The sequence below is a fragment of the Paracoccus wurundjeri genome (assembly GCF_030678915.1).
Taxonomy (GTDB): Bacteria; Pseudomonadota; Alphaproteobacteria; order Rhodobacterales; family Rhodobacteraceae; genus Paracoccus; species Paracoccus onubensis_A.
The window spans coordinates 152,108-178,574 of sequence record NZ_JAUUTZ010000002.1 but is presented as its reverse complement, the minus strand read 5'-3'; the positions used below and the strand labels follow the sequence as shown (position 1 = coordinate 178,574).

Below are 26,467 nucleotides of genomic sequence, written 5' to 3'. Positions count from 1 at the left end.
TCACCATGGATGGACTGAGCTACGCACTCACGGCGCTAACCACGCCGACAATCGTTCTGTCGGCGGCCGGCGGTGTCCTCTGGGGCATTCTGGGCGGGGCGCTGCCGGGGCTTTCGCCTTCGATTGCAATGGCGCTTGTGCTGCCCTTCACTTTCGACATGTCGCCGCTGGCAGCGATCATCATGCTCACATCGGTTTATATCGGTGCGGAATATGGCGGCTCGATCCCCGCGATCCTGATCCGTACGCCCGGAACCAATGCCGCCGCCGCCACCGTCATCGACGGCTACACCCTGCACCAGCAGGGCCGGGGCGGCGAGGCTCTGGGCCTGTCTCTGGTCGCGGGCACGATCGCGGGGCTTGTCGGGCTTATCTGTCTGGTTTTTCTGACCAAACCTTTGGCGATGGTTGCGCTTTACTTCACCCCGCCTGCGTATTTTGCGCTGGCCTTTCTGGGGCTTAGCATCATTGCAGCGCTTTCCGAAGGATCGCTGATCAAAGGGCTGATCATGGGGGTTATCGGGTTGATGCTGGCCATGGTCGGCACCGATCCGCTGTCCGGCGCCCCGCGCTTTACCTTTGGCGAGCCGGATCTGCTGGGCGGAATCGACTATATCTTCGTGATGCTTGGTGTTTTTGCCGTGGCCGAATTGATGAACAAGGTCGCCACTCCCGATGACGGCGCAGGGGGTGTCATCAAGAACACCGTCACCAGGATGCGCTTGCCCGGCCTGCGCAAGATGTGGGAACTGCGCCGCGCGCAGACCATCGGCACCGGCCTTGGCATCATCGAGGGTCCGATCCCCGGCGCCGGCGGCACGGTTGCGGCCTTCCTGTCCTATAACGAGGCGAAGCGCTGGTCCAAGACACCCGAGAAATTCGGCCACGGTTCCGAAGAAGGCGTAGTGGCGCCCGAGGCCGCAAATAACGCCGTGACTTCTTCGGCACTGATCCCGACGCTGAGCTTTGGCATCCCTGGATCGAACTCGATGGCGATTCTGCTGGGCGGGTTGCTGATCCACGGCATCCAGCCCGGCCCGATGCTTCTGAGCAATCGGCCGGATTTGGTCTATGGGCTGTTCGGCGGTCTGTTCATGGCGAATATCTTCATGCTGATCCTTGGCATGCTGGTGCTGACGCCCTGCATCTGGCTGGTGAACCGTCCGAAACCCTATCTGACTGCCTGTATCATGATGGTGGTCCTGTCCGGCATCTATTCGATCAATCAGAGCCTGTTCGACTTCTGGATCGTGCTGGTGGCCGGGGTCGTGGGCTATGTGATGCGCCGACTGGAGTTCCCGGTCCTGCCGCTGATCCTGGGTATCGTGCTGGGATATATGATCGAGTCGAGCTATCGTCGGTCTCTGCTGCTGACCAATGGCGATCATATCGTCTTCCTGCAGAATCCACTGAGTCTTGGTCTGCTTTGCTGTGCCGCGCTTATCATCGGTCTTGCCGCCTATGCCGAGGTCCGCAAGGCCCGCAAACCGCAGGATATGCACGGCTGAAATGACCGGCGCTCTTTGATCATACGAGAAATATAATGGAAAAACATATGCCTACGCCAAACAGAGATTGCGCCATCGCGGAGATATTTGCCAGCTGGGCCGCAGGACTTAATCTGGATCAGGTTCCCGACGGGGTGAAGGCTCGGGCGATCGAGGCACTGATCGACCATGTAGGTCTCTGCGTTGCGGCTCGGCATCAGGATTACGTCCGGGCCATTATCGACAGTTGGGATGGTCGCGGGAATTGCACTGCCTTCGGCCAGACCGGCGGTTTCGATATGGCAGGTGCCGCACTGATCAATGGCACCGCATCTCATGGCGAGGATTACGACGATACGTTCGAAGGCTCGCCCATGCACACCAGCGCGGTGATGATACCGGCGGTTCTTGCCGCGGCCGAGCAGTTCGGCGCCTCGGGTAAGGATGTGCTGCGCGGCATTTTGGTCGGTGGAGAACTGATGTGCCGCATGGCGATCGTAGCCCCCACCACCCAACACCGCGCCGGGTTCCATCCTACGGCGGTGGCCGGCGCGATGGCTGCTGCGGCAGGGGTTGCCGCCACGCTGGGGATGAATCGCCAGCAGATCACCAATGCGCTGGGCGTGGCGGGCAGCTTTGCCTCGGGCATTATCGAATATCTGGCGGAAGGCACCTGGACCAAGCGGGTCCATCCCGGCTGGGCGGCACAAAGCGGTATCCGGGCGGCACTGCTGGCGCGAAGCGGCTTCACGGGGCCACGGACCGTATTCGAGGGCGAGCACGGATTCTATTTCGCCTTCAGTGCCAAATCCATCCCGCCGGATTTTTCGAAACTGACAAAGGAACTGGGCAGTCTTTGGAATATCGGCAATATCGCCTTCAAGCCCTATGCCTGCGGCACCATGGTGCAACCTTTCATCGACTGCGCCATCCGTCTTGCGCGCGAGGGCGTACCGATTGAGCGGATCGCTAATATCACCTGCCGCGTGGGCGAGGGTACCGTGCATCGTCTGTGGGAACCGCTGTCCGAGAAACGCAAGCCCTCGACCCCCTATTCCGCCAAATTCAGCGTTCCCTATGGCGTTGCGGTCGGGCTTATGGATCAGGCGGCGGGTCTGAACCAGTTCACCGATACACGGATCACCGACCCGGCGCTTTTGGCGCTGGCGGCGAAGATCGGCTACGAGATCGATCCGAAAGACGAATATCCCCACAATTACACCGGAACCGTCATCGTCACGCTGGACGATGGCCGGGTCCTCAAGGCCAGCCAGCCGCATCTGCGCGGCGGTATGCGCGAGCGCCTGTCGCTGGAGGAGATCCACGCCAAATTCGATGCCAATTGCAGCTATGGCGGCTGGTCACCCGGACTCAGCCGTCAGTTGCGCGATTATGCAGGCGGGCTGTTCGAGGCGCCGGATCTGTCTGCATTGGCGGGTTTCCGGGGCTAGAGCTTGTCGCGCCGCATCGGAAATGCCGGTTATTTGCGTCCCGCGATGGCCGGGGGCGCTGCTCCCGGCCCCCCGAGATATTTGGACAAAGAAGAAGCAGAAGGGGAGGAAGAAGCGAAACGGGGCAGGCGCGACAGGCTAATGATCAGTCCCGCCCGGCAAGGCTTGACCCGGGGGCGGCGCTTCACGATCTTGGTACGGAACGAATTCCGGCAAACCCCGCCGGGCCAGGCGTGATGGCGGGTTTCCGGGCATTCAGGCTGGCTCTGGCTGCCGAAAGTAAATTAAGCAACGGCGAGTGATTCCGGAGCCTGTCATGAGCAAGAAACCCATCGAGACGAAGATGCGAGGCGAAACGGCCTATCAGCGTATCAAGGAAGAAATCATCGCCGGGCATCTGCTGCCGGGCAGTCGGGTACGCGAAACCGATTTGGCAGAGCGTCTCAATACCAGCCGCACGCCGGTGCGCGATGCGCTGCGCAGGCTGGAGGCGGACGGTCTGATAACGCATCAGCCGCATGTCGGCGCCGTCATTACCAAGCTGGACCAGCAATCGATCATAGAGCTGTACAGCATGCGCGAGGTGCTGGAAGGCACGGCCGCGCGCGATGCCGCCATCCATGCTTCCAGCGTCGAGATCGAGGATTTGCGCGAGATCCTTGAATACGAGCGCAAGCATGGCGACACGCCAGCCGCCGCCGCGCAGATCAACCGCACATTCCATTCCGCCCTTTATCAGGCCGCGCATAACCGCTTTCTGGTCAAGACGCTTGAATCGCTTTCAACCGCGATGCTGCTGCTGGGGCCGACAACGCTGGGGCTGGACTTTCGGTCCGCCACCGCCCGGGAAGAGCATGAGGGCATCGTTGACGCCATCTCTGCCCGGGACAGCGCCGCCGCCGAGGCCGCAGCGCGCAAACATATCCGCAATGCGCAAAAGGCGCGTCTCAGCATGAACCGCGCGCGAGAGGTGGGCGGTCAGTTTTCGCAAACGAAATGATCTGTTCCAGCCATGCGATAGCTGCGTTTGGGTGGCTCGTATCCGGCGGCGCGGATGGGGCTTGGAATTTCATCATTGGAAAGCATCGGCTTGCGATCGCGTCGTGAGGGTTCGAGCTTTGGTACTGCGGCCAGAAGCTTGCGCGTATAGGGGTGCTGCGGATTGCCGAAAACCGCATTTCGCGGGCCGATCTCGACCACTTCGCCCAGATACATTACCGCGACACGATGGCTGATCCGCTCTACGACCGCCATGTCATGCGAGATGAAAAGATAGGCCAGCCGCAGGCTTTCCTGCAAATCCAGCATCAGGTTCAGAACCTGTGCCTTGATCGAGACATCAAGCGCCGAAACCGCCTCATCCGCGACGATCATCGCGGGTTCCAGCGAAAGAGCGCGCGCAATGCTGATCCTTTGCCGCTGGCCGCCGGAAAATTCATGCGGATAACGGTTGGCGGCATCGGCGCTAAGGCCCACGCGCTCAAGCAGGCGGGCGACGCGTTCCTGTGCCTCGGCGCGGCTTGCCAATCCGTGGGCCAATATCGGTTCCGCAATCGTGGTTCCCACCCTGTAGCGCGGATCGAGGCTTGCATAAGGATCCTGAAAGATCAGCTGGGCGCTTCTGCGCATCCTTCTTAGTCCGGCGGTGTCCAGCTTGCGGATATCGGTACCCTGCAGCTGAATCTCGCCGGATTTCGGTTCCACCAGCCGCAGGACCGAACGGCCAAGGGTGGATTTGCCGCAGCCGGATTCACCGACCAGCGCCAGCGTCTCGCCCTTGCGCAGATCGAAGGATACGTTTTCAACCGCGTGGATGGCGAATTTCGGCGCGCCGATCAGGCGGCGGCCGACGGCATAGCGCGTGGTCAGATTTCGCACGCGAAGCACCGGGGGTTCATCCGCGCTTACCGTATCGACCGGAGGCGGCGGCGGTGCGGCCTTGCCCGTGACGTGATCGATCGCAGGAAAGCGTTGCGGCAAGGCCACGCCCTCCATCGTTCCAAGGGTTGGAACCGCCGCCAGCAGCGTCCGCGCATAGGGGTGGCGCGGGCTGGCAAAAAGCTCTGCGGTGCTGCCCCGCTCTACCGTCTTTCCGCGCAGCATCACCAGGGTCCGGTCCGCTACTTCGGACACGACCCCCATGTCGTGGGTGATGAAAAGGATCCCCATTCCCTCTTCTTCCTGAAGTATCTTCATCAGGGTCAGCGTCTGGGCCTGAATGGTCACATCCAGCGCGGTGGTCGGTTCGTCCGCGATCAGAAGGCGCGGCTTGCAGACAAGCGCCATGGCGATCATGACTCTTTGCCGCATCCCCCCTGAAAGCCGGTGCGGATATTCGTCCAGCCGGGCGCGTGCCTCGGGTATGCGCACCCGCTCCAGCATATGCAGGCTTTCCTTGCGCGCTTCGGTTTGCGTCATGCCCCGGTGGCGTATCAGAACCTCGGTGATTTGGGCGCCCACGGTCATCAGCGGGTTGAGGCTGGTCATCGGTTCCTGAAAGATCATCGCGATGTCATTGCCGCGGATCGCGCGCATTTGCGGTTCGGTCAGGTCCAGAAGATTGCGCCCGGCCAGTTCCACGCGCCCGCTGATGCGGCTGCTCTTCCCACCAAGAAGCCCCATGATCGAAAGCGCGGTGACGCTTTTTCCCGAACCGGATTCACCAACGATCGCAAGCGTTTCCTTTGGAGCGATATCGAAAGTGATGTCGTCGATGATCGTATGGAAACCGCCATCCCGCTGACGCAGGGCAGTTGTGAGATTCGCGACCGACAAGACGGGTCTAGCTGAGGCGGGGCTGTGGGTTTCGGGCATCTCGTTATCCTTGGGAAATTCTTGACCGCTCGCCATCGTCATCACGATAGCCCGACACGGCTGGCGTGGGTGCGCAGAAACTCTTGCATCAGGGAGATATTCTGCTGGAAATGCGCGATCCTGATATTCTCGTTGGCGGCATGGTCGTTGGAGCCTGCCCAACTGCAACCGGGATCCTGCACCAGATTGAACCCCAGATGCCGCCGGAAAAGGTATCGCGGACCTGAACCCGCTCCCATGGGGTGCAGACAGCATTCATCATGCACCCGCAACGCGGCTTCATGCAGGGATTGAACAACCGGATCGCCAAGATCGCATTTATCGGGTTCACTGCCGCCGCTTGCTTCGATCCCGACATCGGCAAAACCCGCATTGGCAAGATGCGTGCGGATCATCTGCTCGACCTGCGCCGGGGTTTGGCCCGGCACCAGACGCAAATCCAGCATCGCCGACGCATTGCCGGGCAGGACGGTTTCCCCACCCGGCCCACTGCGCAACCAGGCGATATTGAAGGTCGGCTCGAACATCAGGAGCCGCAGGGGATCGGCCACGATATCGCCACGCAAACCTTCATATCCCGACGAAGCCAGAAAGGCATTCGTATCGAAATCCAATTTGCCCAGCGCGGCCTCATCCGCCGCATTCGGGCCGACGCAGGCATCCCTGTAACCTTCGACAAGAACCTGCCCGCGCTTGCCGTCATAAAGCGTGGCAAGCGCCGCAATGAGCCGCCAGGCGGAATTTTGCAAAAGTCCCGCCCATTTGGAATGATTGTCACGCGGCGACAGCGCCACCGTCAGTTTCAGGCCGATCCTGCCCTTGCAGCCAGCGCGGATCACCGGCTGACCGGATTCGGTGCGTGCGCCCCCCGAATACAACCCGCCCCCGGCCCGCAGCAGGTCGCGATTTCGGATGATGATCCCCTTCAGCGAGGTGCTGCCCTGCTCTTCCTCTCCTTCGACAAGAAAGCTGATGCCCAGAGGCATGGCATTTTCCGATTGCAGGCGACGGATCGCCTCTAGCCGCGCGATGAAGGTCGCCTTGTGATCCGATGTCCCGCGCCCGTGCAATGTCCCGTCCACGACCTTGCCTGAGAAGGGCGGATGATCCCACGCGGCAGGATCGCCCGGGGCGACAACATCGTAATGGCTGTAGAACAAGAGCCGGTTCGGCGCGTCGGGATTGAGCGTGGCAATCACTGCGGGCGCCTTTGCCGGGCCATCGAATTTCACGGTGAATCCTGCGGCTTCCAACAATGCCCCGCAATATCGGGCGGCCTCGGTCTTGGCATCAGCGGTGCCCGCATGGCTGGGGATGCGGACCCATTCGATCAACTCGGCAAGCGCGCGATCCGGTACATCATTTACGCTCACTGATCGCTCCTTGTGTCCAGCCTGTCGCGCAGCCAATCGCCCAGGAAGATCAGGGAAAGTGTCAGCAGCGTAATCATCACCCCGGGCAGTGCCGCCAGCCACCATGCGGTCGCGACATAGTCGCGGCCATCCGCGAGCATGCGCCCCCAGGTGACGGTAGGCGGCTGGACGCCAAGGCCCAGAAAGCTGAGCGTCGCCTCGAGAATGATCAGCATTGCGACATTCATCGTTGCGATCACGATGATCGGGCCCAGCACATTCGGCAGGATATGGCGGATCATGGTGACGATGGGACGTTGCCCGATGGCGCGGCTTGCCTCGATGAATTCGCGCTGCTTGATGCTGAGAACCTCGCCCCGGACGACGCGGGCGAAGGTGGTCCAGTTGATGCAGCCGATGACAATGATCAAAAGTGTGAGGCTTTGTCCGAAAACCGCCAGAACGGTGATGTAAAGCAGCGTATTCGGCACAGCGAGAAGCGTGTTGACCACCGCCATCAGGACCGAGTCCACAGCACCGCCGACAAAGCCCGCGATAAGGCCGATTGCCGTTCCGATCAGGGATGCGACGATCACGCCAAAGAAGCCGACAAGCAGTGCGATCCTGGAACCGTAGACCAGACGCGAAAGCATGTCCCGCCCCAGATGATCGGTGCCGAGGATATGGGCCATGGTGCCGCCCTCGTTCCACACCGGTGGCGCGAGGCGGGCGCGAAGATCGGGCAGCGACGGTTCATAGGGCGCAATGAAAGCGGCGAAAATCGCCATCAATATGAAGATGGTAAGAATGCCGATGCAGACGATCGCTACCCCGGAAAGGCGCAGATCCGCCAGCCGGCTTGATGCCCGCCCGGTGGCAAGAATGTGAATGTCAGCCATGCTGGATCCTCGGATCGATAAGCGAATACAGGATGTCCACGATCAGGCTGGTCATCATCACGATGATTGCCGACAGGATGATCACTGCCTGCACCACGGCCATGTCGCGAAAATTGATCGCCTGGATCACCAGCAGACCGATGCCCGGCCAGGCGAAGACCTGCTCGGTTACCACGGCCCCGGCCATCAGTGCCGCGGTCTCCAGCCCGATCACGGTCAGATAGGACAGGATCGAATTCCGCAGGACGTGGCGAAAGATGATCGTTCGGGGGTGCAGGCCCTTGGCGCGGGCGGTCCGGATGAAATCCTGATTCATCACTTCAAGCAGGGAAGAGCGCAGCAGCCGCGTCAATACGCCCGCAAGGCTGGCCCCCAGGGCAAGGCCGGGCAGGATTACCGCGCCGGGCTGATCCTGCCCGGAAACCGGCAGCCATGACAAGGTGATGCCGAAGATGAGGATCAGCATGATCCCGAACCAGAAACTGGGCATTGCCTGCCCCAGAACCGACAGGAACGAGGCGATGTAATCCGGGATACGCCCACGCCAATAGGCCGCGATGATTGCAGCAGGCAGCGAGATGACAATCGCGACGAAAAGCGCCATTCCCGCCAATTGTGCCGTGGCCGGAAGCCGCTCCAGCACGACCTGCAGGGCCGGCTGGTTATTGTAGCGGATCGAGGTGCCGAAATCCCCACGCAGCAGGTCCGACATATAAGAGATGTACTGGACGTGAAGCGGCCGATCGAGGCCCATCGCGGCGCGCAGCTGGGCAACCTGTTCCGCCGTCGCATCCTCGCCCAGCATCAGCTGGACGGGATCGCCTGACACGCGCAGCAAGAGAAATACCAGCAGCGTGACCCCGAACAGTACCGGGATCATCTGCAGGATTCGCCGGATGATATAGTTTGTCATGGGGCAATATGCCTTTCTCTGGCACGACGCGGGCCAGACGCTTGCAGGTGCTTATTGCGGCTGCGCGTCATACATCCAGAGCTGCTCATCCGGAGAAGGTGACCAATCGACAGAGGTGCTGACGCCGATCAGGTTCTCGACCTGGAACAGATGCAGCACGGTATTCGATTCGACGAACAGATCGAAAGCGTCGGATATTTGCTGCGCGCGTTCCTTGGGGTCCACCGTGGCGGCGGATTGTTCGATCAGCTTATCGAATTCCTCGTCGCACCATCCGGTTTTCAGGCTGAATTCAAACCCGCAACGCGCGCGCTGGACCGCGTGATAGCCATCCTGCAATGAGTTTGCGTGACCGATCAACGCAATCCCGTCAATCGTGTTCGGAGTCCAGACGCGGCTTTCATACGCGCTCCATTCCAGGGTTTCGATATCTGTCTGGATACCGACCGCATTCAGCATCACCGCGACGATTTCCAGCGTCTCGACATCCAGCGGATATCGTCCGGCAGGGCCTTGCAGCTTGAGTTGCAGCTCGTTAGGGCCGTAACCCGCTTCTTCCAGAAGCTGCACGGCACGTTCGGGATCGAAATTGTAGGTGTCGTAATACGCCATCGGAACGGCACTGAGACCGGGGGTGACCGCGGCGCGCACCGGGGTTCCAAGGCCGTTCGTCACCGTATCGATCAGCATCTGATTGTCGATCGCCAGATCGATCGCCTCGCGCACCTTCGGATCGGCCAGCGGCGAGTCGTCCTTGGTGTTGAGGAACAGCTGCATGACACGAAAGGACGGCCACGGAACGGCATGAGCGATGCCCGAGCCCTCTACGCGGTCACGATCCTGACTGGGGATGTTGGTCGCGATATCGACGCCGCCGCTGATCAGTTCGCCCACCCGGGTGGACGCTTCCGGTATCGTGCGGTGGATCAGACGGTCCCAGGCCGGGGCGCCACGCCAATGCTCGTCAAAGCCTTCCATGATGATCCGGTCATCGCGCAGCCATTCAACCACTTTGAAAGGGCCGGTGCCGATGGGCTTTTGGGAAAAACCCTCCCAGCCCACCTCATCCACATATGCCTTGGGCACGATGCCCGATCCGATGCGGCTGATCCGGTTCAGAAGAATGGGATCGGGGCCATCGGTATGGATGATGATCTCGTGATCGTTCACGACTTCGACCTCGGTAATCGTGTCGTAGAAAGAGTGCTGCAGCACGGCAGGATCAAGCGCCGGCCGTTCCAGCGAGAATTTCACATCCTCGGCGGTCATCGTGGTTCCGTCATGGAACAGTACCCCCTCGCGCAGATGAAAACGCATCGCGCTATCGCTCACCTGTTCCCAGTCGGTCGCAAGTGCGGGCTGAAGCTCTCCGGCCTGATCACGCATCACCAGATAGTCGAAGATGTTGACATGGATCGCCTCGACGGCAGAGGTCGAATGATTGTGGATGTCGAAGCCCGGCGTATCGATGCCCTGAGCGATGACCAGTTCCCGGTCCTGCGCAAGCGCACCGCCGGTCATCAGTGCGGCAAAGACAGCGCCGAGCAGCATCCGCTTTGGGTTCAGTCTCGACATGATGTTCTCCTTGTTGGAATGAAGGCTTTCCGGGGACTTACGCCCCGGTTTCGGCCCAGTCGCGCAGGATTTGCGCCACATGTTTGGTGGTGAGGTGCTGATCTTCGACTGCGATGTTTTCGTCAGGCGCATGGGCACGGCTATTGGCATGGCCCACACCCAATGCTGCAATCGGCATTTGCGGCTGGTACCTGAAGACGAAGCGGGGACCGGTTCCCGGTGAACTGGGCAGGATGACGATATCCTTGTCATATACCTTGGCTGCGGCACCGGCGACCGTTTTGACGAAGGCATCGTCCGGCGCGGTATAGCTTGGCCATGCGCCTGCCTTTTGGCTGACAACCTCGATATCGTCATAGCCACGAGAGGCAAGATGTTTTTGGATCATGCGCTCTACCTCATCCGGATCCTGGTTCTTGACCAGCCGGCATTCCAGGCGTGCCAATGCTGTTGACGGATTGACCGTCTTGTGGCCTGGCCCCGTATAGCCGCCTTCGATCCCCTGAATGTTCAGCGAAGGCGTATAGAACAGCGCCTTGTTGACCGCGAAATCGTCATTGCCGGGCAGTAATGTTTCCAGTCCCAGTTTGCGCGCCTGCTGCGGACCGTTGGCGGGGGTGTTGCGACAGATTTCCGCCTCGGCCTCCGTCAGATCGCCCACCGCGTCCATCAGGCCATCTATGGCGATGCTGCCATCGGCGGCTTTCATGCTGGACAGGGCCATCACCAGTCGCCAGATCGCGTTGGGGTAAATATTTGCTTTGCCGGAATGGGAATCGGCGCTTGCCGTGCGGACCCTGAGCTCGAACGAGAACATGCCCTTGTTGCCCAATGTCGTGGTGGGATTCCCGGCGTCGTCGCGCCGCGCATTCTCCCAGATACAGGCATCGGCGCGCAACAGATCGCGATATTGCTGAACCGTTGCCGGCAGGCTGGCGGAACCGGATTCCTCTTCGCCCTCGAACAGGAATTTCACCGTCACCGGCAACGAGCCCCGTTCTTTCAATACAGCCTCGACCGCGTGGATTCGCGAGATGAGTGAGCCCTTGTTGTCGTCGGCGCCGCGGCCAAAAAGGATACCATCGCGGATTTCAGGTTCGAATGGATCCGAGCTCCATGCCTCCAAAGGCTCGACCGGCTGTACGTCATAATGGTTGTAGAACAGAACGGATTTGTCACTGTCCCCCTTGATTTCGCCGTAAACGATTGGGAAGCCGGTGCTGTCCAGCAGCTGCGTCTTGGCGCCCAATCCCTGAAGCCGCTTCATCAGCCAATAAGCGGCATCCTGCATCGGTTTCATCTCGCCCCGGGCCGAGACGGTGGGCATGCGAAGAAATTCGATCAGTTCCTTGATATTGCGATCGCGCACGTCCTCACGGTCAAGATAAGCGTTCATCTCTCGTCCCTCTTTTGAAAGCTGTGTCCGGAGCTTGATGCGTCCGGCTACTCGTCATCGCGAACTGCCGACAATTCACAATAACATTGCCTGGATGAGAAGACAGAGCGGGGCGTTATGTCAAATTGTTTCTAATCACGGAAATTTATTACTAATTCGCATAGATGAACATTTCGCCAGATATGCCAAACGCCGCAGCTCATATATATTCGCCGCCACTCATCCCCTGATTTCACAGATCGTCCGCGCTCGCGTTTGTGGTGGTTTCGCGGCTTTCAAACTGGCCGATCTTAAGCCCCTGCTCCACACAATTCTTAAGCTCCTGAGCGGCTGGCGTAAGCGTTCGGTCCCGATGCCGCATCATCGACAGCTTCGAACTCATGCATGGTTCGACCAGGGGCCGGGTTTCGATCATCGGGCCAAGATGAGAATCGACCGACAGGCTGCTTTGGATCGCGATACCCTGCCCGCTTTGAACCAAATCGAAGATGGTGCCGATAGTGTTGACCGTAACCGCATGATTCAGCCGAAACCCCTTTCGCGCGGCGGCGGCATCAAAAATGCTCCGCACGATCGAGGTGGGAGGTAAGGATATCATCGACTCGCCCTGCAATTCCGACAGGCTGACTTTGGCCATCCGGGCGAAACGGTGGTGATGGTGGAAAACGACATGATAATGCACGTCATACAGATCTTCGATCAACATGTCCTCGTTGCTTTCCATGAAAGAGCCAAGGGCAAAATCAACGGTGCCGTGCCTTACCTGCTGAATGACCGCACTGCGCAAAGCTTCCCGTATTTCTATCGTGACTCGCGGATGGCTTTGCCGGAATTGCTTGATAATGCCGGAAAGCATGCGATTGGCTACAGCAAGCGGGCAGGCCATGATGACATGCCCGGACTGATCTGACTGCATTGACGCAAGATGAGCCACCGACAAATCCATTTCAGCTAAAATGCGGTGGATGGTCGGCAGGAAGATAAGCCCTTCCTGTGTCGGCATGACATGGCGCGTACTGCGATGGAATAACCGGACACCAAGGCTTTCCTCGACGCCCCGCACAAGCCGCGAGACACCGGGTTGCGACATATGCAGCTCGACCGCCGCCGCAAGAAAGCTTGAATAGCGCGCGACCGCCTGAACAGCGCGAAGCTGTTTCAGCGACAGGTTGTAAATAGCGTCGTTCATGCGCGATCCCCATCATCAACAGAAAGCTTGCTCAACGCAGCCGTGGCAAGCTTAGTCGTGGTGGCGCCGATGACGAAACCCCAGCTTGCGAAGAACCGCGATTATGCATCACAATGCCGAATAATGACGGAACCGCCCTGCGACGCTGTGCATGCGTCGCAAGCATAATTGCATTTTCCTGATCGCTGTTGTCAGGCGGCCTCTGCCGGTTGCGGTTCGATGCCGGAAAAGAAGCTGCGAAACGGCGCCAACACCACTTCGGGACGTTCCTCGGCGGGATAGTGCCCGGTCGGAATCGCCCAGCCTCTCAGATCGGGCGCCCATGGCGCCCAGCCGTCCAGCGGGTGGTAATGACGGCCGCAATGACTGTTCGAGCCCCACAGAACCAGCACCGGGCATTCTATATGACGATGCCCGAAGTCGGCTTGATCCATTGCGAAATCCAGCGAGACCGTCGCGCGGTAATCCTCGCAGACCGCATGGATCTGTTCGGGGGTGGTGCAGCGCTTGTATTCGGCCATCGCGCGGGCATCGAAAATCGACAGACCAACGCCCTTCTTGTTCAGTTTATAATCAATATAATAATCAAGATCGGCACACAGCAGTTTTTCGGGGAAAGGTGCTTTCTGGGCCATGAAGAACCAGTGATAGGCTTCAAGCCCCCAGCCAAGGCTTACATTGGTCAGGGCGTGATAGGTCGGCACGATGTCAAGCGCGGCCAGCCGCCTGACCCGCTGCGGCGCGTCCAGCGCCATGCGGAACGCGACGCGCGCACCGCGATCATGTCCCGCCACCTGAAACTCCTTGAAATCCAGAACGCTCATCACTTCCAGATTGTCCTGCGCCATGGCGCGGAAACTGTAGCCCGCGTGATCCTCGCCGCCATCCGGCTTGGAACTGTCGCCATAGCCGCGCAGATCCGGCAAGATCACCGTGAAATCCTTTGCGAGCATCGGGGCCACGCGATGCCAGCTGATATGAGTAAGCGGATTGCCGTGCAGCAGAAGCAAAGGCGTACCCGTGCCGCCTACCGCAACGTTTATCTCGGCGCCGGTTGTCTTGATCCGCCGATAACTGAAGCCCGGCAGCAGCGGCGCAGAATCCTGTTCTGAAGCGATATCTGCTTGCATTTTTCCCCTCCTCATCATGTGCAGGCAGTAATCCTCGTATTTGGATTATTGTCAACAGTATCTCGTTGACAATAAGATCTGATTCAGTCATCACGGCGAAGCATCTGGCCGGGAACGATCGGAAGATTGCCAGTATTGCCGGTGCCGGGATCGGTAAGGAAGTTATGCGCGAAGGGATGATTGCCATGAATCATGACATTGACCAGAACCGCCCGATCATTGCTCTGACATCAGGTGATTGCACGGGTATCGGCCCCGAACTCACCGCCAAGCTCCTTGCCAATTCCGCGCTGCGGGAGGTCGCCCGCTTTCTGGTGATCGGAGATCGCCGCGTGATCGAGCAAGGCATGGAACAGGCCGGGACATCTTTCCCGGTCGCATTCTGCGCGACGCCCGCCGATGCGGACTGGAAAAGCGATGCCGTGCAGATGATCGATCTTGGCAATACCGATCCGGCGAAACTTCCGATTGGCGCGATCAGTGCCGAATCCGGTTTTCGCACCGGCGAGACGTTGGCCAAGGCAATCGAATTCGCGAAGACCGGGCAGGTGGATGCGATCAGCTTCGCCCCGCTCAATAAGCGCGCGATGTTCGATGGCGGCTGGAAATTCCCCGATGAGCACAAGATGTTCGCCAAGCTGCTTGGCCACAAGGGCTATTTCAGCGAGATGAATGTGCTGCACGGTCAATGGATGTCGCGGGTCACCAGCCATGTCTCACTGCGCGAAGCGCTTGAGCAGATCAACGAGACCTCGATTGCGGATGCGATCACGCTTGCGCATGAAACCATGCAGAGGGCAGGTATCGGAAGCCCGCGCATTGCTGTCGCCGCTCTTAACCCCCATGCGGGCGAGAACGGGTTATTCGGCCGCGAGGAAATCGACCTGATCGGCCCTGTTGTTCAGAGGATGGCCGCCGCAGGTTACGACTGTAAAGGTCCTTTCCCTGCCGACACCATCTATCTGAATGCCTTCGCCGGGGATTATGACAGCGTGGTTGCCATGTATCACGATCAGGGCCAGATCGCGACCAAGCTGCGCGGGTTTAATCAGGGCGTGACGGTGACGGCCGGCCTTGACGTCGTATTCACTACACCGGCGCATGGCACGGCCTATGATATCGTGGGTACCGGCACGGCTTCGCCAGAGGCATTCGAGACGGCAATTCGCCTGGCCGCGCAACTTGTCGTCAGCAAATCGGCGCAAGCCGCGACATCCGTCTGAAAGGAAACCTGCCGGATCCACAGGGGATCGGCCGGTTTTACCTCTCCGTCAAACGGTCACGGCTCTCCGGCCTTGCGGGTACGCTCGATCCCGTTGCGGATGTGATCGCGCCCGGCAAGGAAAGCGGCGACCGGATCACGATCCTTAAGTGCTGTGACGATCGCACGATGTTCGAGATTCGAAACTGCCAGCGTATCCGGGCTGGACAAAGCGCGATATCGCTGGATATGCAATTCGCGCACAAAGCTTTGATAGGTCGCTTCCAGCCGGTTGTTGCCCGCCATCTGTCCGATCTGGCGGTGGAATTCCAGATTCACCGGATAATAGTCATGCACGTCGCCGGTGGTGTTGACGATATCGTCCATCTTGTCCAGCAAAGCCTCGAGCATGGCAATCTGCTTGTCGGTAACATGTTCGGCCAGCATCGAGGCCATGCAGGCGAAAACGCTGGCACGCGCGACGGAGAGGTCAAGAGCCTCGTCATTGGTCAATGCTTTGATGAAGAAGCCGCGATTGGGAACGATCTCGATCAGTCCGATCGCGGCCAATCCGCTGCAAGCCTCGCGGATCGGACCACGGCTGACGCCCAGCCGCTGTGAAAGCCCGTTCTCGTTGATCCGCTCATTCGGCTTCAATTCGCCATCGATGATCATCCGTTCGATTTCCGCCTGTACGACATTCGTCAGGGATCGTGTTCGCAGGAAATCGATAGCTGCAAGGCCTTGAGTCTCTTCCGGGGGTTTTGACATGCGCGACCATTCCATTGGTAAACGATAGGCCCACAAGGGGCATCTGTAGAGGATTAACCGTAGACAGTCGGTTTGACCACCCGTTATTGGGGTGGTCAATGTTTTGGCACGGGCTGCTCATCCGCGCGGCACGACGTTTCTGGCCCTGCCCAATACCGGGATATTGTTGGCAATACAGACCACGGTGAAGGATACGGCCAGCAGGATGATGCCCAGCACACAGATCGCGCCCAGATCGCCGCTTTCGTTCAGATCGTAGATGATGACCGAGACGAGTTTGGTGTTGGCTGTCGTCAGCAGGATCGTTGCGGATAGCTCGCGGATCGTGCCGACGAAGACGAAACACCATGCGGCGATGATGCTGGTGCGCAGAAGCGGCGCGGTGATGTCCCAAAGTGTCCGCAGCCGCGAAGCGCCCATGATCCGTCCGGCGTCCTCGAGTTCCGGATGTATCCCGGCGAAAGAGGACGACATCTGCTGATATCCCGCAGGAAGCTCGATCGTCATGAACGCGATCAGCAGGATCCAGAGCGTACCGTAAAGCTGAAAGGTCGGGTTGGCGTAGCTTAAAAACAGCCCCACCCCCAGCACGATCCCGGGCACGGCGACCGGTGCAGTGGCCAATATACCCAGATAACCAGCGCCGCGGATCGATCGGCGGGTTACCAGATAGGCGGTCACCACGGCGATGGCGGTCACCGCGGTTGCGGTCACGATGCCAAGGAAGAACGTATTCTTCAGTGCAAGCTGCGTCGCCGAAAACTCGAACAATACGAAATTCCAGTGCCGCAGGGTGAAATTCTCCCAGTTCAGCCCGGCGCCGGGTGTCTGCATGAAGGCCGTCTTCAGGATCGCGCCATAGGGCAAAAAGATCGTCAGTGACAGGATGAAGAGAACAAAGGCCATCGACGGCCATTTCCACCGGCCCAGTTCCGTAATACGTGGCGTGCCGCTTTTGCCGCCCATCACCGTATAGCCCTTGCGCCCCAGAATTGCCTTTTGGGCGCGCAGCAGCATCACAGTTATGACCAGCAAAGGAATTGCCGCGGCTGCGGCGCCGCCCCGCCGCGGCGGAAACTGGAACAGGCTCCAGATCTTGGTGGTAATGACGTGAAAGCCTGCCGGCAGCGCCAGGATCGCAGGCGATCCGAACATCGTCAGTGCCTGAAGAATGGCGATCAGTGTCCCCGCCAGCATCGCAGGCAAGACCAGCGGTAATGTCACCTTGCGTACGGTTGTTAACGCCTTGCCGCCAAGAATGGCAGAGGCGTCTTCAAGATCGGACGGAACCCGGTCCAGCGCATTGGAAACCAGCGTGAATACATATGGAAAGGTGAAGCAGGCGATGGCGAAGACCAGACCGGAAAACGTGTAGATATTGAACATGACGAAGGACGAATCCTGCCCAAGCAGTTTGCGGGCCAGAACGTTCAGCACACCGCTGTTTGGCGCCGCCAGGATTTCATAGGCAATAGCGCCGAGAAAGGGCGGAGTCACAAAAGAAGCGGTCACAAGGATGCGGATCAGTTTCCGGCCCGGCAGATCGGTCCGCGAGACCAGCCAGGCCATCGGGGTCGCAACGATGCAAGACAGGATCCCCACTCCGAAGGACATGCCGATCGCCAATATGTAAGCGCGCAGCAGTGTCGGGTCGGTGACCAGCGACGCAAAGTTCTGAAGGGTAAAGCTTCCGTCCACATCGTTGCGAAAACTGTAGAAGATGATCCAGAACAGCGGCAGAACCACCAGAATCGTCAGCAATCCCCCCAAAAGGACGAAAGTCGGGATGGAAAGGTCGACGCGTTTGCGCCGACCCTCCCCCACGATTCCGTTTGCAGCCTGGGTTGCAGTCATTATTGGCCTCGCTCAGGTACCGAAGAATTTTTCGTAATTCGACTTGATCTCAAGGATCATCGCTTCAAGCTTTTCTGCATCGACATGAAGCAGCGGGATTTCACTCAGCGGGGTCCGCGAATCCTTTTCGACCACGTCCGGATGGAACGAGCGCAGCCCACCGGAATCGCTGTTAAGTTGCTGGGCCTCGTGCGAGAACAGGAAAGCATAGAAAAGCTTGGCGGCGTTCGGATGCGGCGCCCCGGCCAGCACCCCCGCATTTCCGACCGCGATCGGTGTGCCTTCTTCGGGATAGACAATAGTGATCGGAACGCCTTCATCCTGCAGACGGAAGATGTTGTATTCGTTCCCGTCGGCCTGGATGATCCGCTCGCCCTGCGCGAGTTTCTTCGGCGGCTCGGTCGAGGATTGCACCTGCATCACATCCTGGGTGCCAAGCTGCTCGAAATAATCCCAGCCCAGCAACTCGACCAGGCTATAGGTGGACGACATCACCGTACCTGAATAGCCCGGATGCGCCTTGACCATCTTGCCGCTATATTCCGGTTTCAGCAGATCGTTCCAGGTTTTGGGGGCATCGGCCTCGTCAAGCATGTCGCTGCGATAGGCAAGCACCGAAAGATGGGCGCGATAGGCGGCAAAGTAACCGTCCGGATCCTTTTCATCCTCTGGCCATTTGTCGGCGACTTCCTGTGGCACCATCGCCTCGAGCCACTCGTGACGCTTGAAATATTCGAAATGCACCGCGTCCGAGGTTTCGATCACATCGGCATTCTGAATGCCGCTGGACGCCTCCTGCCCGATGCGCTGGAACACGCGCTCGGAACCGGCACGCTCCACCTGAACCTCGATCCCCGGATAGGTGGACTTGAAAAGTTCAGCCAGCTGCTCGGCCACGGCGACATCCGTTGCGGTATAGAAGACAACGCTGCCTTCGCTTGTCGCAGCTTCGATCAGCTCGGGCGTGATGTCATAAGGAGCGGGCGCCTCGGCAAAGGCGCTGCCGGCGATTGCAAGGCCACAGGTAAGGGCCGTCGTTCGAATCAGTTTCGTCAACACGTGTAGATCCTCCCTTCTACATATCGAGAAATTGTCTTTTCTTACCGGGACAGCGCCCGGCATTTCTCCTTCGGGAAATGCAGCCAGGCACTGTCGCCAACCGGTAACTTGACCTCGACCGGCGCGATGGCGCGGATCGTTTCGCCGCCGGGAATGGTGACAAGATAATCGCGATGAGCGCCCATATAGATCTGACGCGCCACAGTACCCTGCACGCAATTGGCATCTGCCTGGCGCGTTTCGCCGACATGAATGTCGTGATGCCGAACGGAAGCGATAGCCTTGCCATCGGCGGCAAGCTTTCCACTGCCGCAGTCAAGCACGAAATCGCCATTGCAGCGCAAAGTGCTGTCCGACAATCGGGTTCCGGACAGGATATTCGTTCCGCCGATGAACCGGGCTACGAATTCGGATTCGGGCCGGGCATAGATATCCTCGGGCGATCCCGCCTGTTCGATATAACCGTCATTCATCACCACGATCACATCGGCCGTGGTCATCGCCTCGGATTGATCATGCGTGACATAGACGGTCGTGTATTTGAATTCGTCATGCAGGCGGCGGATTTCGAAGCGCATCTCTTCGCGCAGATTCGCATCGAGGTTGGAAAGCGGCTCGTCCAGAAGCAGGATCTCGGGTTTGACGACCAGCGCGCGTGCAAGCGACACGCGCTGCTGCTGACCGCCGGAAAGTTCGCCGGGATAGCGATGTTCCAATGGCAGAAGCTGCGTGACGGTCAGGATTTCATGCACCCGCCGTTTGACCTCGCCGGCCGGAAGCTTGCGCAGATTGAGCCCATAGGCCACATTCTGAAAAACGGTCATATGCGGCCAAAGAGCATAGCTCTGGAAGATCATCGACATGTTGCGCCCTTCGGGCGGCACCGTAGTCCCCGCGCTTGAGACGACCCTGCCCTCCACACGCACCTCGCCATTGCTGGCATCCACGAAACCGGCGACAAGGCGAAGCGTGGTCGTCTTGCCGCATCCGGACGGCCCAAGCAGGCAAACCAGCTGACCTCTTTCGACAGACAGATTTACGCCTTTGACAACGGTCAGTGCCCCGTATTTCTTCTCGACAGCGGCCAATTCGAGAAACGACATCACTCCTCCCATTCGTGATATTTCGCGGAACCGTAACAAGGTCTTTTAAATTGTCAACATTTTACTGTCGTCAATTATACGCAGATGCTCAACTCATCCACGCACCGCCATTGGCGTGCAGCGTCTGGCCGGTGACATACCGCATCCCTGATCCGGCCAGCGCGAGGACGACCCCGGCGATCTCGTCCGCCGTGCCGTGTCGGTCCAGAACATTCTGCATCGTAGAGTGATGTGCGGGTGTCCCACCGCTGCGCTTGGTGTCGATAAGGCCCGGCGCCACGCAGTTCACCGTGATACCTGCACGGCCCCATTCATGGGCCAGCGCGCGGGTCAGACCGCCTAATCCTGCCTTGGCGGCAATGACATGGACGCGGTCCGATGCACCGGTTTGCGCCGTCATTCCGCCGATGGTGATGAAAGCGGCCCGGTCACTTCCGCGCAGCGGTGCCTCTGCCGCCTTGGCCAGCAGGAACACGCTATCAAGTGCGATGCTCATCACAAGCCGCCATTCATCATAGCTGGTGTCCTGAAGCGTGCTATGGGGCCGGATCGCCGCATTTGCGACGACGGTATCAAGCCTTCCGAATCGCTGTATTGTCGCTTCGATCAACCGGGCAGGAACGTCAGGATCCGCCAGATCGCCCAGAATCACCTCGGCCTGACCACCCGCCCCACGGACTGCTTCGGCCGTCGCTTCCGCCGCTGCATGATCGCTATTGGCATGAATCATCACCGACGCCCCGCCAGCGCCAAAATTCGTCGCAATCGCGCGTCCGATATTGCGCGAAGCTCCGGTCAGCAGCACGGTCCGATCCGTGAATTCCCTGTCTTTCATTCCGTTCTCCCGATCTTGACTCGGTTTCAGTTGGCGGTCAATTGTTAACAATTGTCAATATGAATCACGACAACGGCTTTTTCATTTACTTTGATGACTGTCATTAGACGACTGTTGACAATTATTGGAAAGCTTTGCACAAGAACCCACAAAACCATCACGGATCGGAGAGGATTCAATGAACAAGGACGCCCGGATCGATATCGAGCTGACTAGATATGCTGCTGATTTCATAATAAAATCCAAGCCGGAGGACCTGCCTTTCGAGGTCGTGGAAAACGGACGCAAATCGATCCTGGATGGTTTCGGGCTCGCCGTATCGGGTTCGGTCGCGAAAAGCGGTGAATTGGTACGGCAGCACCTGTCCGATCTTGGGCTTGCCGACGGAGCCGCGACGGTGATCGGCGCGGGCCGCAAGGTCGCGCCACGCTTCGCCGCTTTTGCCAACGGGGTCGGAATTCACGCCGATGATTACGACGATACCCAGCTTGCGGTGGCGAAGGACCGGGTTTACGGCCTTCTGACCCATCCGACCGCCCCTGCCCTTCCTGCCGCCTTTGCCGTGGCGGAATCGAAGAAATCCAACGGTCTGGCGATGATGCATGCCTATCATCTGGGCGTGGAGCTGGAATGCAAGATCGCTGAAGCGATCAATCCGCGCCATTACCAGACCGGTTTTCACGCAACCGCCACCTGCGGCACCTATGCCGCCGCCGCTGCCGCCTCGAAGCTGCTGGGCTTCGATATCGACACCACGCTTCGCGCCCTTTCGATCGCCGGAAGCCAATCCGCGGGCCTGCGCGAAAATTTCGGCACCATGACCAAGCCTTTCCATGCCGGCCGCTCTTCCGAAAGCGGGGTTGCGGCCGCGCAGTTCGCCTCTTACGGCTGGACCGCCACAAGCCGCATCCTGGAAGCGCCTCGCGGTTTCTTCTCGGCGGCGGGCGGCGGTTTCGACATGAACGCCATTCATGGAAAGCTTGGCGCGCCCTGGACCTTCGCCGATCCCGGCGTTTCGATCAAACCGCATCCGTCAGGGTCGCTGACCCATCCCGGCATGACCGAAATGCTGCGTCTGATCACCGAGCATGACATCACGCCTGAACTGGTGAAGCATGTCCGGGTGGGCACCAATTCCAACATGCCGAACGCCCTGATCCATCATCGCCCCAAGGACGAATTGCAGGCCAAGTTCTCGATGGAATTCTGCATGGCGATCCTGCTGCTGGAACGCCGTGCCGGGCTGGCCGAGTTCACCGACGAGGTGGTGCTGCGCCCGGATGTGAAGGCGATGATCGAGAAGATCGATTTCGTGGTGGATGACGAGGCCGAAGCCGCAGGCTACCACCTGATGACCACGATCATCGATATAGAGCTGACCGATGGTCGCAAAATCTCGGGGCGCGCCGATTTCGGAAAAGGCTCGCCCGCTTTCCCCATGTCCTATGACGAGGTGGCCGGAAAGTTCCGCGAGAATTGCGAATTCGCCGGAATGTCGCGCGACCGGGCCGATGAGATCGTCGATCTGGTGCGCGAATTGGAAAACCTTTCCTCGCTTGACCGGCTTTCGGAATTGCTGATCTCGATCCGCTGATACCGAAGGAAGATCGCAATGATCTTCCTGCCCCTCAACTTCCGGCAGTTTGAATGGCTGTCGGACCGCATGGGGATTGGATGCTTTGAAATTCTGCCCCATCCGGGCAAACCACTTGGAAAGGCCTGTATATGACAAGACCCGTCACCAGGGAACTCGCGGAATGGACCGTCTCGCTGCGGGGAGACGACATTCCTGAACCGGTCCGCGCGGAAGGTGTGCGCAGCTTCGTGAACTGGCTTGGTTGCGCGGTGGGCGGCAGCGCACATGAGACCGTAGACCGCGGACTGGACGCGGTGCGTCCGTTCACCGGAACTGCCCGCGCACAGGTCATCGGCCGCAATGAGCGGCTGGACGAGTTGCATGCCGCATTGATCAACGGGATTTCCTCTCATGTTCTCGATTACGATGACACGCATCTGAAAACCATCATCCACCCGGCCGGTCCGGTTGCCTCCGCCGCCTTTGCCGTGGCCGAGTCGCGCGGGATCAGCGGCCGCGATGTCCTGACCGCGCTGGTGGTGGGAATGGAGGTTGAATGCCGTATCGGAAACTCGGTCTATCCGGATCACTATGATCGCGGGTGGCATATTACCGGCACCGCCGGCGTCTTCGGAGCAGCGGCAGCAGTCGGCCGGCTGTTGGAGCTTGATGCCCGGCAGATGACCTGGGCATATAGCCTTGCCGCCACCCAATCTTCGGGCCTGCGCGAGATGTTCGGAACCATGACCAAGAGTTTTCATCCTGGCCGGGCTGCGCAGAACGGCGCAATGGCCGCCTTTCTTGCGAAAGCAGATTACGACAGTTCGGAACAAGGGATAGAGGCACCGCGCGGCTGGGCCAATGTGGCGTCCACCAAGCAGGATTACGACGAAATCCTGGGCGATCTGGGCAAGACATGGGAAGCGGGGCTGAACAGCTACAAACCCTATGCATGCGGAATCGTGATCCATCCGGCTATCGACGGATGTCAGCAACTACGCACGAAACTGGGCGACCGTATCGCATCCATCGCTTCGGTCGGCCTTCGCACCCATCCGCTGGTGCTGGAACTGACGGGCAAGAAGACCCCTGCGACCGGTCTGGAGGGAAAGTTCAGCGTCTATCATGCGGCGGCAACGGCACTTCTTTACGGCGACGGCTCGCCCACCGCATTTACCGACGAGATAGTGCGCGATCCGCGCGTGATCGCCTTGCGGGACCGGGTGTCGGCCCAGACCGACAATGCCATTCAGGAGGATGAGGTATATATCTCGGTGCGTTTCGAGGACGGAAGCACAACCGATCTGCATGTCGAGCATGCCATCGGCAGCATTTCGCGACCGTTGTCGGACGAACAGATCGTGACCAAGTTCCGCAATCAGTCGATAGGCATTCTGGGTGAAGCGGCAACCGACGAACTTATCCGGACGGCGTGGCAACTGGAAGATCACGACGACATTACCGTGATCACCCGCCGTTCTGCGCCCGTCTGATTGAAGGAGAGTCGCAATGTCTTTCCACCTTACATTGGGGGTCCTGAACGGCGACGATATCGGGCATGAAATCGTCCCCGCCACTGTCAGGGTCATCAAGGCGGCCTGCGCCAGAACCGGGCTGAATATCGACTGGCGCCCGCTGCCCATCGGGCGCATCGCGCTGGACAGCCACGGCTCGACCTTTCCCGAAGGCACGATTGAGGCGCTGCGCGGAATGGATGGTTTCATTCTTGGCCCGATCGGGCATCAGGCCTATCCGAAGGTGCCCGGCGCCATCAATCCACATCCGATCCTGCGCAAGCAGTTCGATCTCTTCGCCAATATCCGTCCGACGCGATCCTATCCGGGGCTTGGCGCATTGCGCGACGATATCGATCTGATCATCGTGCGCGAGAATAACGAAGGCTTTCAGCCCGATCGCAATGTCGTGGCCGGCTCGGGTGAATTTCGGCCCACCAAGGATGTTACCGTTTCGGTGCGCGTCATCACCCGCGCTGGCTCGTCGCGGGTTGCCCGGGCGGCCCTGAACCTTGCCCGACAGCGTCGCCGCAAGCTGACATTGGTTCACAAGAACACCGTGTTCAAGCTTGGCTGCGGCATGTTCGTCGAGGAATGTTACAATGCGGCAAAGGATTTCCCGGATGTGGAAGTCAATGAGGTTATCGTGGATACGATGGCCATGCGCCTGATCCGCGAACCCCAGAATTTCGACGTGATCGTGACGACGAACATGTTCGGCGACATTCTGTCGGACGAAGCGGCGGGCCTTGTCGGCGGCTTGGGAATGGCACCGGGGCTTTGCATCGGCGAAGGAAACATCGCCATGGCGCAGGCGACTCACGGTTCGGCGCCCGATATTGCCGGCAAGGATATGGCGAATCCATTCGCGATGATCGAGTCGGGGCGCATGTTGGTGGATTGGTTGGGACATAACCGCCAGATCCCCGAGGCCATCGCCGCCTCGGGTCTGATCTCGAATGCGATCACGCGCATGCTGGCGGATCCGGCAAAGCGAACCAGGGACATCCGTGGAAGCGCCGGCACGAAAGCAGCAACCAGCGCAATCGTAGAGGAAATCGCCGGGGCCGTTACGGCTGGCTGAACGATACCGGGATCATTTCGTTATCGCACACCGTTCCGGGTCTGAGGCTTTACGCCCTGCAGGATCGCGCGAGCGCGGTCAAAGAAGTCAAGCCCGCCCATCTGCCCGCCTTTTAGCGCCAGCGGCAGTTCTCCTGCAGGGCCGTCGCTTCCAAGTATCGGCACACCGGGGCAAAGCATCCCCGCAAAATCAAGCCATGCCGGGGCAAGCCGATCGACGATGGCACTGGATGTGTCACCGCCCGCCACGATCAATGCGCCGGGATAGGCCTTTTCGACCAGGCGCGCCACGAATTCTGCCGAAGCCTCGGCCAGATCCGCCGGCGTGATAGGACCGGCGTGATCGGCGGTCAGGAATATGATGCAATTCTCGCGTCGGGCAAGTCGTTCGGCGGCCCAATCACGGGCCTCGGCGAGCCGGGAACCCTTGCCGATCATATCTGCGGGATTGATCGGAAGCCGGCTATAGCTTTCGGCAGCGGCGATCTGTGCGGTGGTCAAGGATGAACGGCTGCCTGCGAAGGCAAGGATCGGGCCGTTATTGATCGGGGTGTCAGGCGGCAAGACGGGTGCGGTATATCCGCGGGCTGCCAGCCAGGCTTCGGCAACCGAAGAGGCGCCGATCACCAGACAGCGGTTGGTGCCAGAGTGCAGGTCGTGCCCGGCGGCCTCGACATCGCTTTGATCCAGCGCATCGTAATAGCGCGGAAAGGCGTTTCCGGACATGCCGCGCGATACGAGGTTCAGGCCGTGCAGGCCAAGCGCTTCCAGATGATGCAGCATGTCGGCTTCGTGCATCGGCGTCACCGGATGGATCGACATCACCGGATGCCGGTCGATGCGATGTACGCGCCCGTCGGGTCCGCGCGCGAACAGCGTGCCGAAAATCGCATGACGACCCAGCGAGGGCTGCCCGCCGATCACCGCGATATCCGCGATCCCGAGCGCGCCCGAAAGGATCTCTGCCATCAGGACGAAATTTCCGGTTCCGGGGCTGCTGTCGAAAGTCGAGCAGATCTTGAGATGCAGGAAATCGGGCGAAAAAGCCGCGATTCCTTTACCAAGCCGCTGCCCAAGCGCAATCGTCGCCGCGCGGTCAAGCGCGCGCGCCTTGGTAGCAATTCCCCAGGCCTCGAGCCCGACCAGATCGGCCGGGGCAGGCAGGTCCCGGAACAGCCTTGCTTTCAGCCCCGCCCGCGCCAGCGTCGCCAGAGTATCGGAGGCGCCGGTAAAATCGTCGGCGATAAAGACATAGGCCACGGCTT

21 protein-coding genes are annotated in these 26,467 nt (G+C 59.6%); 7 read left to right on the top strand and 14 right to left on the bottom strand.

What is annotated here, in order from left to right:
- Window positions 1-5 precede the first annotated feature (5 nt).
- The 3 genes from Q0601_RS03165 (at window position 6) to Q0601_RS03155 (ending at window position 3,938) form a co-directional block, all read left to right on the top strand.
- Window positions 6-1,508: a tripartite tricarboxylate transporter permease gene (locus Q0601_RS03165; RefSeq protein ID WP_305287048.1), complete on the top strand. Its 1,503-nt coding sequence runs from the start codon at window positions 6-8 to the stop codon at window positions 1,506-1,508.
- A gap of 47 nt (window positions 1,509-1,555) precedes the next feature.
- The gene (locus Q0601_RS03160; RefSeq protein ID WP_305287046.1) at window positions 1,556-2,938 is read left to right on the top strand and encodes an MmgE/PrpD family protein; all 1,383 of its coding nucleotides are present in this window, start codon (window positions 1,556-1,558) and stop codon (window positions 2,936-2,938) included.
- 316 nt (window positions 2,939-3,254) lie between these two features.
- Entirely contained in the window at window positions 3,255-3,938 is a 684-nt protein-coding gene (locus Q0601_RS03155) for a GntR family transcriptional regulator (RefSeq protein ID WP_305287044.1), read from the top strand.
- Here the strand turns inward: Q0601_RS03155 and Q0601_RS03150 are convergent.
- From Q0601_RS03150 to Q0601_RS03115, 8 genes are all read right to left on the bottom strand, one after another.
- Window positions 3,917-5,752, bottom strand: a complete 1,836-nt coding sequence (locus Q0601_RS03150) for an ABC transporter ATP-binding protein (protein WP_305287042.1) — start codon at window positions 5,750-5,752, stop codon at window positions 3,917-3,919. The two genes, Q0601_RS03155 and Q0601_RS03150, sit on opposite strands and share 22 nt — an antisense overlap.
- 41 nt (window positions 5,753-5,793) lie before the next feature.
- Entirely contained in the window at window positions 5,794-7,125 is a 1,332-nt protein-coding gene (locus Q0601_RS03145) for a M20/M25/M40 family metallo-hydrolase (protein ID WP_305287040.1), read from the bottom strand.
- The gene (locus tag Q0601_RS03140) at window positions 7,122-8,003 is read right to left on the bottom strand and encodes an ABC transporter permease (RefSeq protein WP_305287038.1); all 882 of its coding nucleotides are present in this window, start codon (window positions 8,001-8,003) and stop codon (window positions 7,122-7,124) included. The genes Q0601_RS03145 and Q0601_RS03140 overlap by 4 nt, the downstream gene beginning before the upstream one ends.
- The gene (locus tag Q0601_RS03135; RefSeq protein ID WP_305287036.1) at window positions 7,996-8,916 is read right to left on the bottom strand and encodes an ABC transporter permease; all 921 of its coding nucleotides are present in this window, start codon (window positions 8,914-8,916) and stop codon (window positions 7,996-7,998) included. The genes Q0601_RS03140 and Q0601_RS03135 overlap by 8 nt, the downstream gene beginning before the upstream one ends.
- 51 nt (window positions 8,917-8,967) lie before the next feature.
- Window positions 8,968-10,491, bottom strand: coding sequence for an ABC transporter substrate-binding protein (locus Q0601_RS03130; protein WP_305287034.1), 1,524 nt, complete (start codon window positions 10,489-10,491; stop codon window positions 8,968-8,970).
- A gap of 37 nt (window positions 10,492-10,528) precedes the next feature.
- On the bottom strand, window positions 10,529-11,887 hold the full coding sequence (locus Q0601_RS03125; RefSeq protein WP_305287032.1) for a M20/M25/M40 family metallo-hydrolase: 1,359 nt from the start codon (window positions 11,885-11,887) through the stop codon (window positions 10,529-10,531).
- A 232-nt stretch (window positions 11,888-12,119) separates the two neighbouring features.
- Window positions 12,120-13,076, bottom strand: coding sequence for a LysR family transcriptional regulator (locus Q0601_RS03120; protein WP_305287030.1), 957 nt, complete (start codon window positions 13,074-13,076; stop codon window positions 12,120-12,122).
- A gap of 191 nt (window positions 13,077-13,267) precedes the next feature.
- Complete coding sequence (locus tag Q0601_RS03115; RefSeq protein WP_305287027.1) at window positions 13,268-14,206, bottom strand: alpha/beta fold hydrolase; 939 nt, start codon at window positions 14,204-14,206, stop codon at window positions 13,268-13,270.
- Window positions 14,207-14,391: 185 nt separating this feature from the next.
- Between Q0601_RS03115 and Q0601_RS03110 the strand changes: the two genes are divergently transcribed.
- Window positions 14,392-15,429, top strand: coding sequence for a PdxA family dehydrogenase (locus tag Q0601_RS03110; protein WP_305287025.1), 1,038 nt, complete (start codon window positions 14,392-14,394; stop codon window positions 15,427-15,429).
- Window positions 15,430-15,485: 56 nt separating this feature from the next.
- Here the strand turns inward: Q0601_RS03110 and Q0601_RS03105 are convergent, their stop codons facing one another.
- The 5 genes from Q0601_RS03105 to Q0601_RS03085 form a co-directional block, all read right to left on the bottom strand.
- The gene (locus tag Q0601_RS03105) at window positions 15,486-16,178 is read right to left on the bottom strand and encodes an FCD domain-containing protein (protein WP_305287023.1); all 693 of its coding nucleotides are present in this window, start codon (window positions 16,176-16,178) and stop codon (window positions 15,486-15,488) included.
- A gap of 117 nt (window positions 16,179-16,295) precedes the next feature.
- Entirely contained in the window at window positions 16,296-18,032 is a 1,737-nt protein-coding gene (locus Q0601_RS03100; protein ID WP_305287021.1) for an ABC transporter permease, read from the bottom strand.
- A gap of 12 nt (window positions 18,033-18,044) precedes the next feature.
- Window positions 18,045-19,088 (bottom strand): extracellular solute-binding protein, encoded by a 1,044-nt coding sequence (locus Q0601_RS03095; protein ID WP_305287018.1) that lies wholly within the window; start codon window positions 19,086-19,088, stop codon window positions 18,045-18,047.
- A gap of 44 nt (window positions 19,089-19,132) precedes the next feature.
- Window positions 19,133-20,194: an ABC transporter ATP-binding protein gene (locus Q0601_RS03090; protein ID WP_305287016.1), complete on the bottom strand. Its 1,062-nt coding sequence runs from the start codon at window positions 20,192-20,194 to the stop codon at window positions 19,133-19,135.
- Window positions 20,195-20,282: 88 nt separating this feature from the next.
- Window positions 20,283-21,029 (bottom strand): SDR family NAD(P)-dependent oxidoreductase, encoded by a 747-nt coding sequence (locus Q0601_RS03085; protein WP_305287014.1) that lies wholly within the window; start codon window positions 21,027-21,029, stop codon window positions 20,283-20,285.
- Window positions 21,030-21,207: 178 nt separating this feature from the next.
- Between Q0601_RS03085 and Q0601_RS03080 the strand changes: the two genes are divergently transcribed.
- From Q0601_RS03080 to Q0601_RS03070, 3 genes are all read left to right on the top strand, one after another.
- Complete coding sequence (locus tag Q0601_RS03080) at window positions 21,208-22,623, top strand: MmgE/PrpD family protein (RefSeq protein WP_305287011.1); 1,416 nt, start codon at window positions 21,208-21,210, stop codon at window positions 22,621-22,623.
- A 131-nt stretch (window positions 22,624-22,754) separates the two neighbouring features.
- Window positions 22,755-24,098 (top strand): MmgE/PrpD family protein, encoded by a 1,344-nt coding sequence (locus tag Q0601_RS03075; protein ID WP_305287009.1) that lies wholly within the window; start codon window positions 22,755-22,757, stop codon window positions 24,096-24,098.
- 16 nt (window positions 24,099-24,114) lie between these two features.
- Entirely contained in the window at window positions 24,115-25,203 is a 1,089-nt protein-coding gene (locus tag Q0601_RS03070) for an isocitrate/isopropylmalate dehydrogenase family protein (protein ID WP_305287007.1), read from the top strand.
- A 20-nt stretch (window positions 25,204-25,223) separates the two neighbouring features.
- Here Q0601_RS03070 and Q0601_RS03065 read toward each other — a convergent pair whose 3' ends face one another.
- Window positions 25,224-26,462 (bottom strand): four-carbon acid sugar kinase family protein, encoded by a 1,239-nt coding sequence (locus tag Q0601_RS03065; RefSeq protein ID WP_305287005.1) that lies wholly within the window; start codon window positions 26,460-26,462, stop codon window positions 25,224-25,226.
- Window positions 26,463-26,467: the final 5 nt, after the last annotated feature.

Bases quoted from the DNA above. Each gene is read 5' to 3' on its own strand.
- Q0601_RS03135 (WP_305287036.1), bottom strand. From the start codon at position 8,916: ATGACAAACTATATCATCCGGCGAATCCTGCAGATGATCCCGGTACTG.
- Q0601_RS03115 (WP_305287027.1), bottom strand. From the start codon at position 14,206: ATGCAAGCAGATATCGCTTCAGAACAGGATTCTGCGCCGCTGCTGCCG.
- Q0601_RS03085 (WP_305287014.1), bottom strand. From the start codon at position 21,029: ATGAAAGACAGGGAATTCACGGATCGGACCGTGCTGCTGACCGGAGCT.
- Q0601_RS03080 (WP_305287011.1), top strand. From the start codon at position 21,208: ATGAACAAGGACGCCCGGATCGATATCGAGCTGACTAGATATGCTGCT.
- Q0601_RS03125 (WP_305287032.1), bottom strand. From the start codon at position 11,887: ATGAACGCTTATCTTGACCGTGAGGACGTGCGCGATCGCAATATCAAG.
- Q0601_RS03160 (WP_305287046.1), top strand. From the start codon at position 1,556: ATGCCTACGCCAAACAGAGATTGCGCCATCGCGGAGATATTTGCCAGC.
- Q0601_RS03090 (WP_305287016.1), bottom strand. From the start codon at position 20,194: ATGTCGTTTCTCGAATTGGCCGCTGTCGAGAAGAAATACGGGGCACTG.
- Q0601_RS03165 (WP_305287048.1), top strand. From the start codon at position 6: ATGGATGGACTGAGCTACGCACTCACGGCGCTAACCACGCCGACAATC.
- Q0601_RS03110 (WP_305287025.1), top strand. From the start codon at position 14,392: ATGAATCATGACATTGACCAGAACCGCCCGATCATTGCTCTGACATCA.
- Q0601_RS03155 (WP_305287044.1), top strand. From the start codon at position 3,255: ATGAGCAAGAAACCCATCGAGACGAAGATGCGAGGCGAAACGGCCTAT.
- Q0601_RS03130 (WP_305287034.1), bottom strand. From the start codon at position 10,491: ATGTCGAGACTGAACCCAAAGCGGATGCTGCTCGGCGCTGTCTTTGCC.
- Q0601_RS03140 (WP_305287038.1), bottom strand. From the start codon at position 8,003: ATGGCTGACATTCACATTCTTGCCACCGGGCGGGCATCAAGCCGGCTG.
- Q0601_RS03150 (WP_305287042.1), bottom strand. From the start codon at position 5,752: ATGCCCGAAACCCACAGCCCCGCCTCAGCTAGACCCGTCTTGTCGGTC.
- Q0601_RS03070 (WP_305287007.1), top strand. From the start codon at position 24,115: ATGTCTTTCCACCTTACATTGGGGGTCCTGAACGGCGACGATATCGGG.
- Q0601_RS03120 (WP_305287030.1), bottom strand. From the start codon at position 13,076: ATGAACGACGCTATTTACAACCTGTCGCTGAAACAGCTTCGCGCTGTT.
- Q0601_RS03105 (WP_305287023.1), bottom strand. From the start codon at position 16,178: ATGTCAAAACCCCCGGAAGAGACTCAAGGCCTTGCAGCTATCGATTTC.
- Q0601_RS03075 (WP_305287009.1), top strand. From the start codon at position 22,755: ATGACAAGACCCGTCACCAGGGAACTCGCGGAATGGACCGTCTCGCTG.
- Q0601_RS03100 (WP_305287021.1), bottom strand. From the start codon at position 18,032: ATGACTGCAACCCAGGCTGCAAACGGAATCGTGGGGGAGGGTCGGCGC.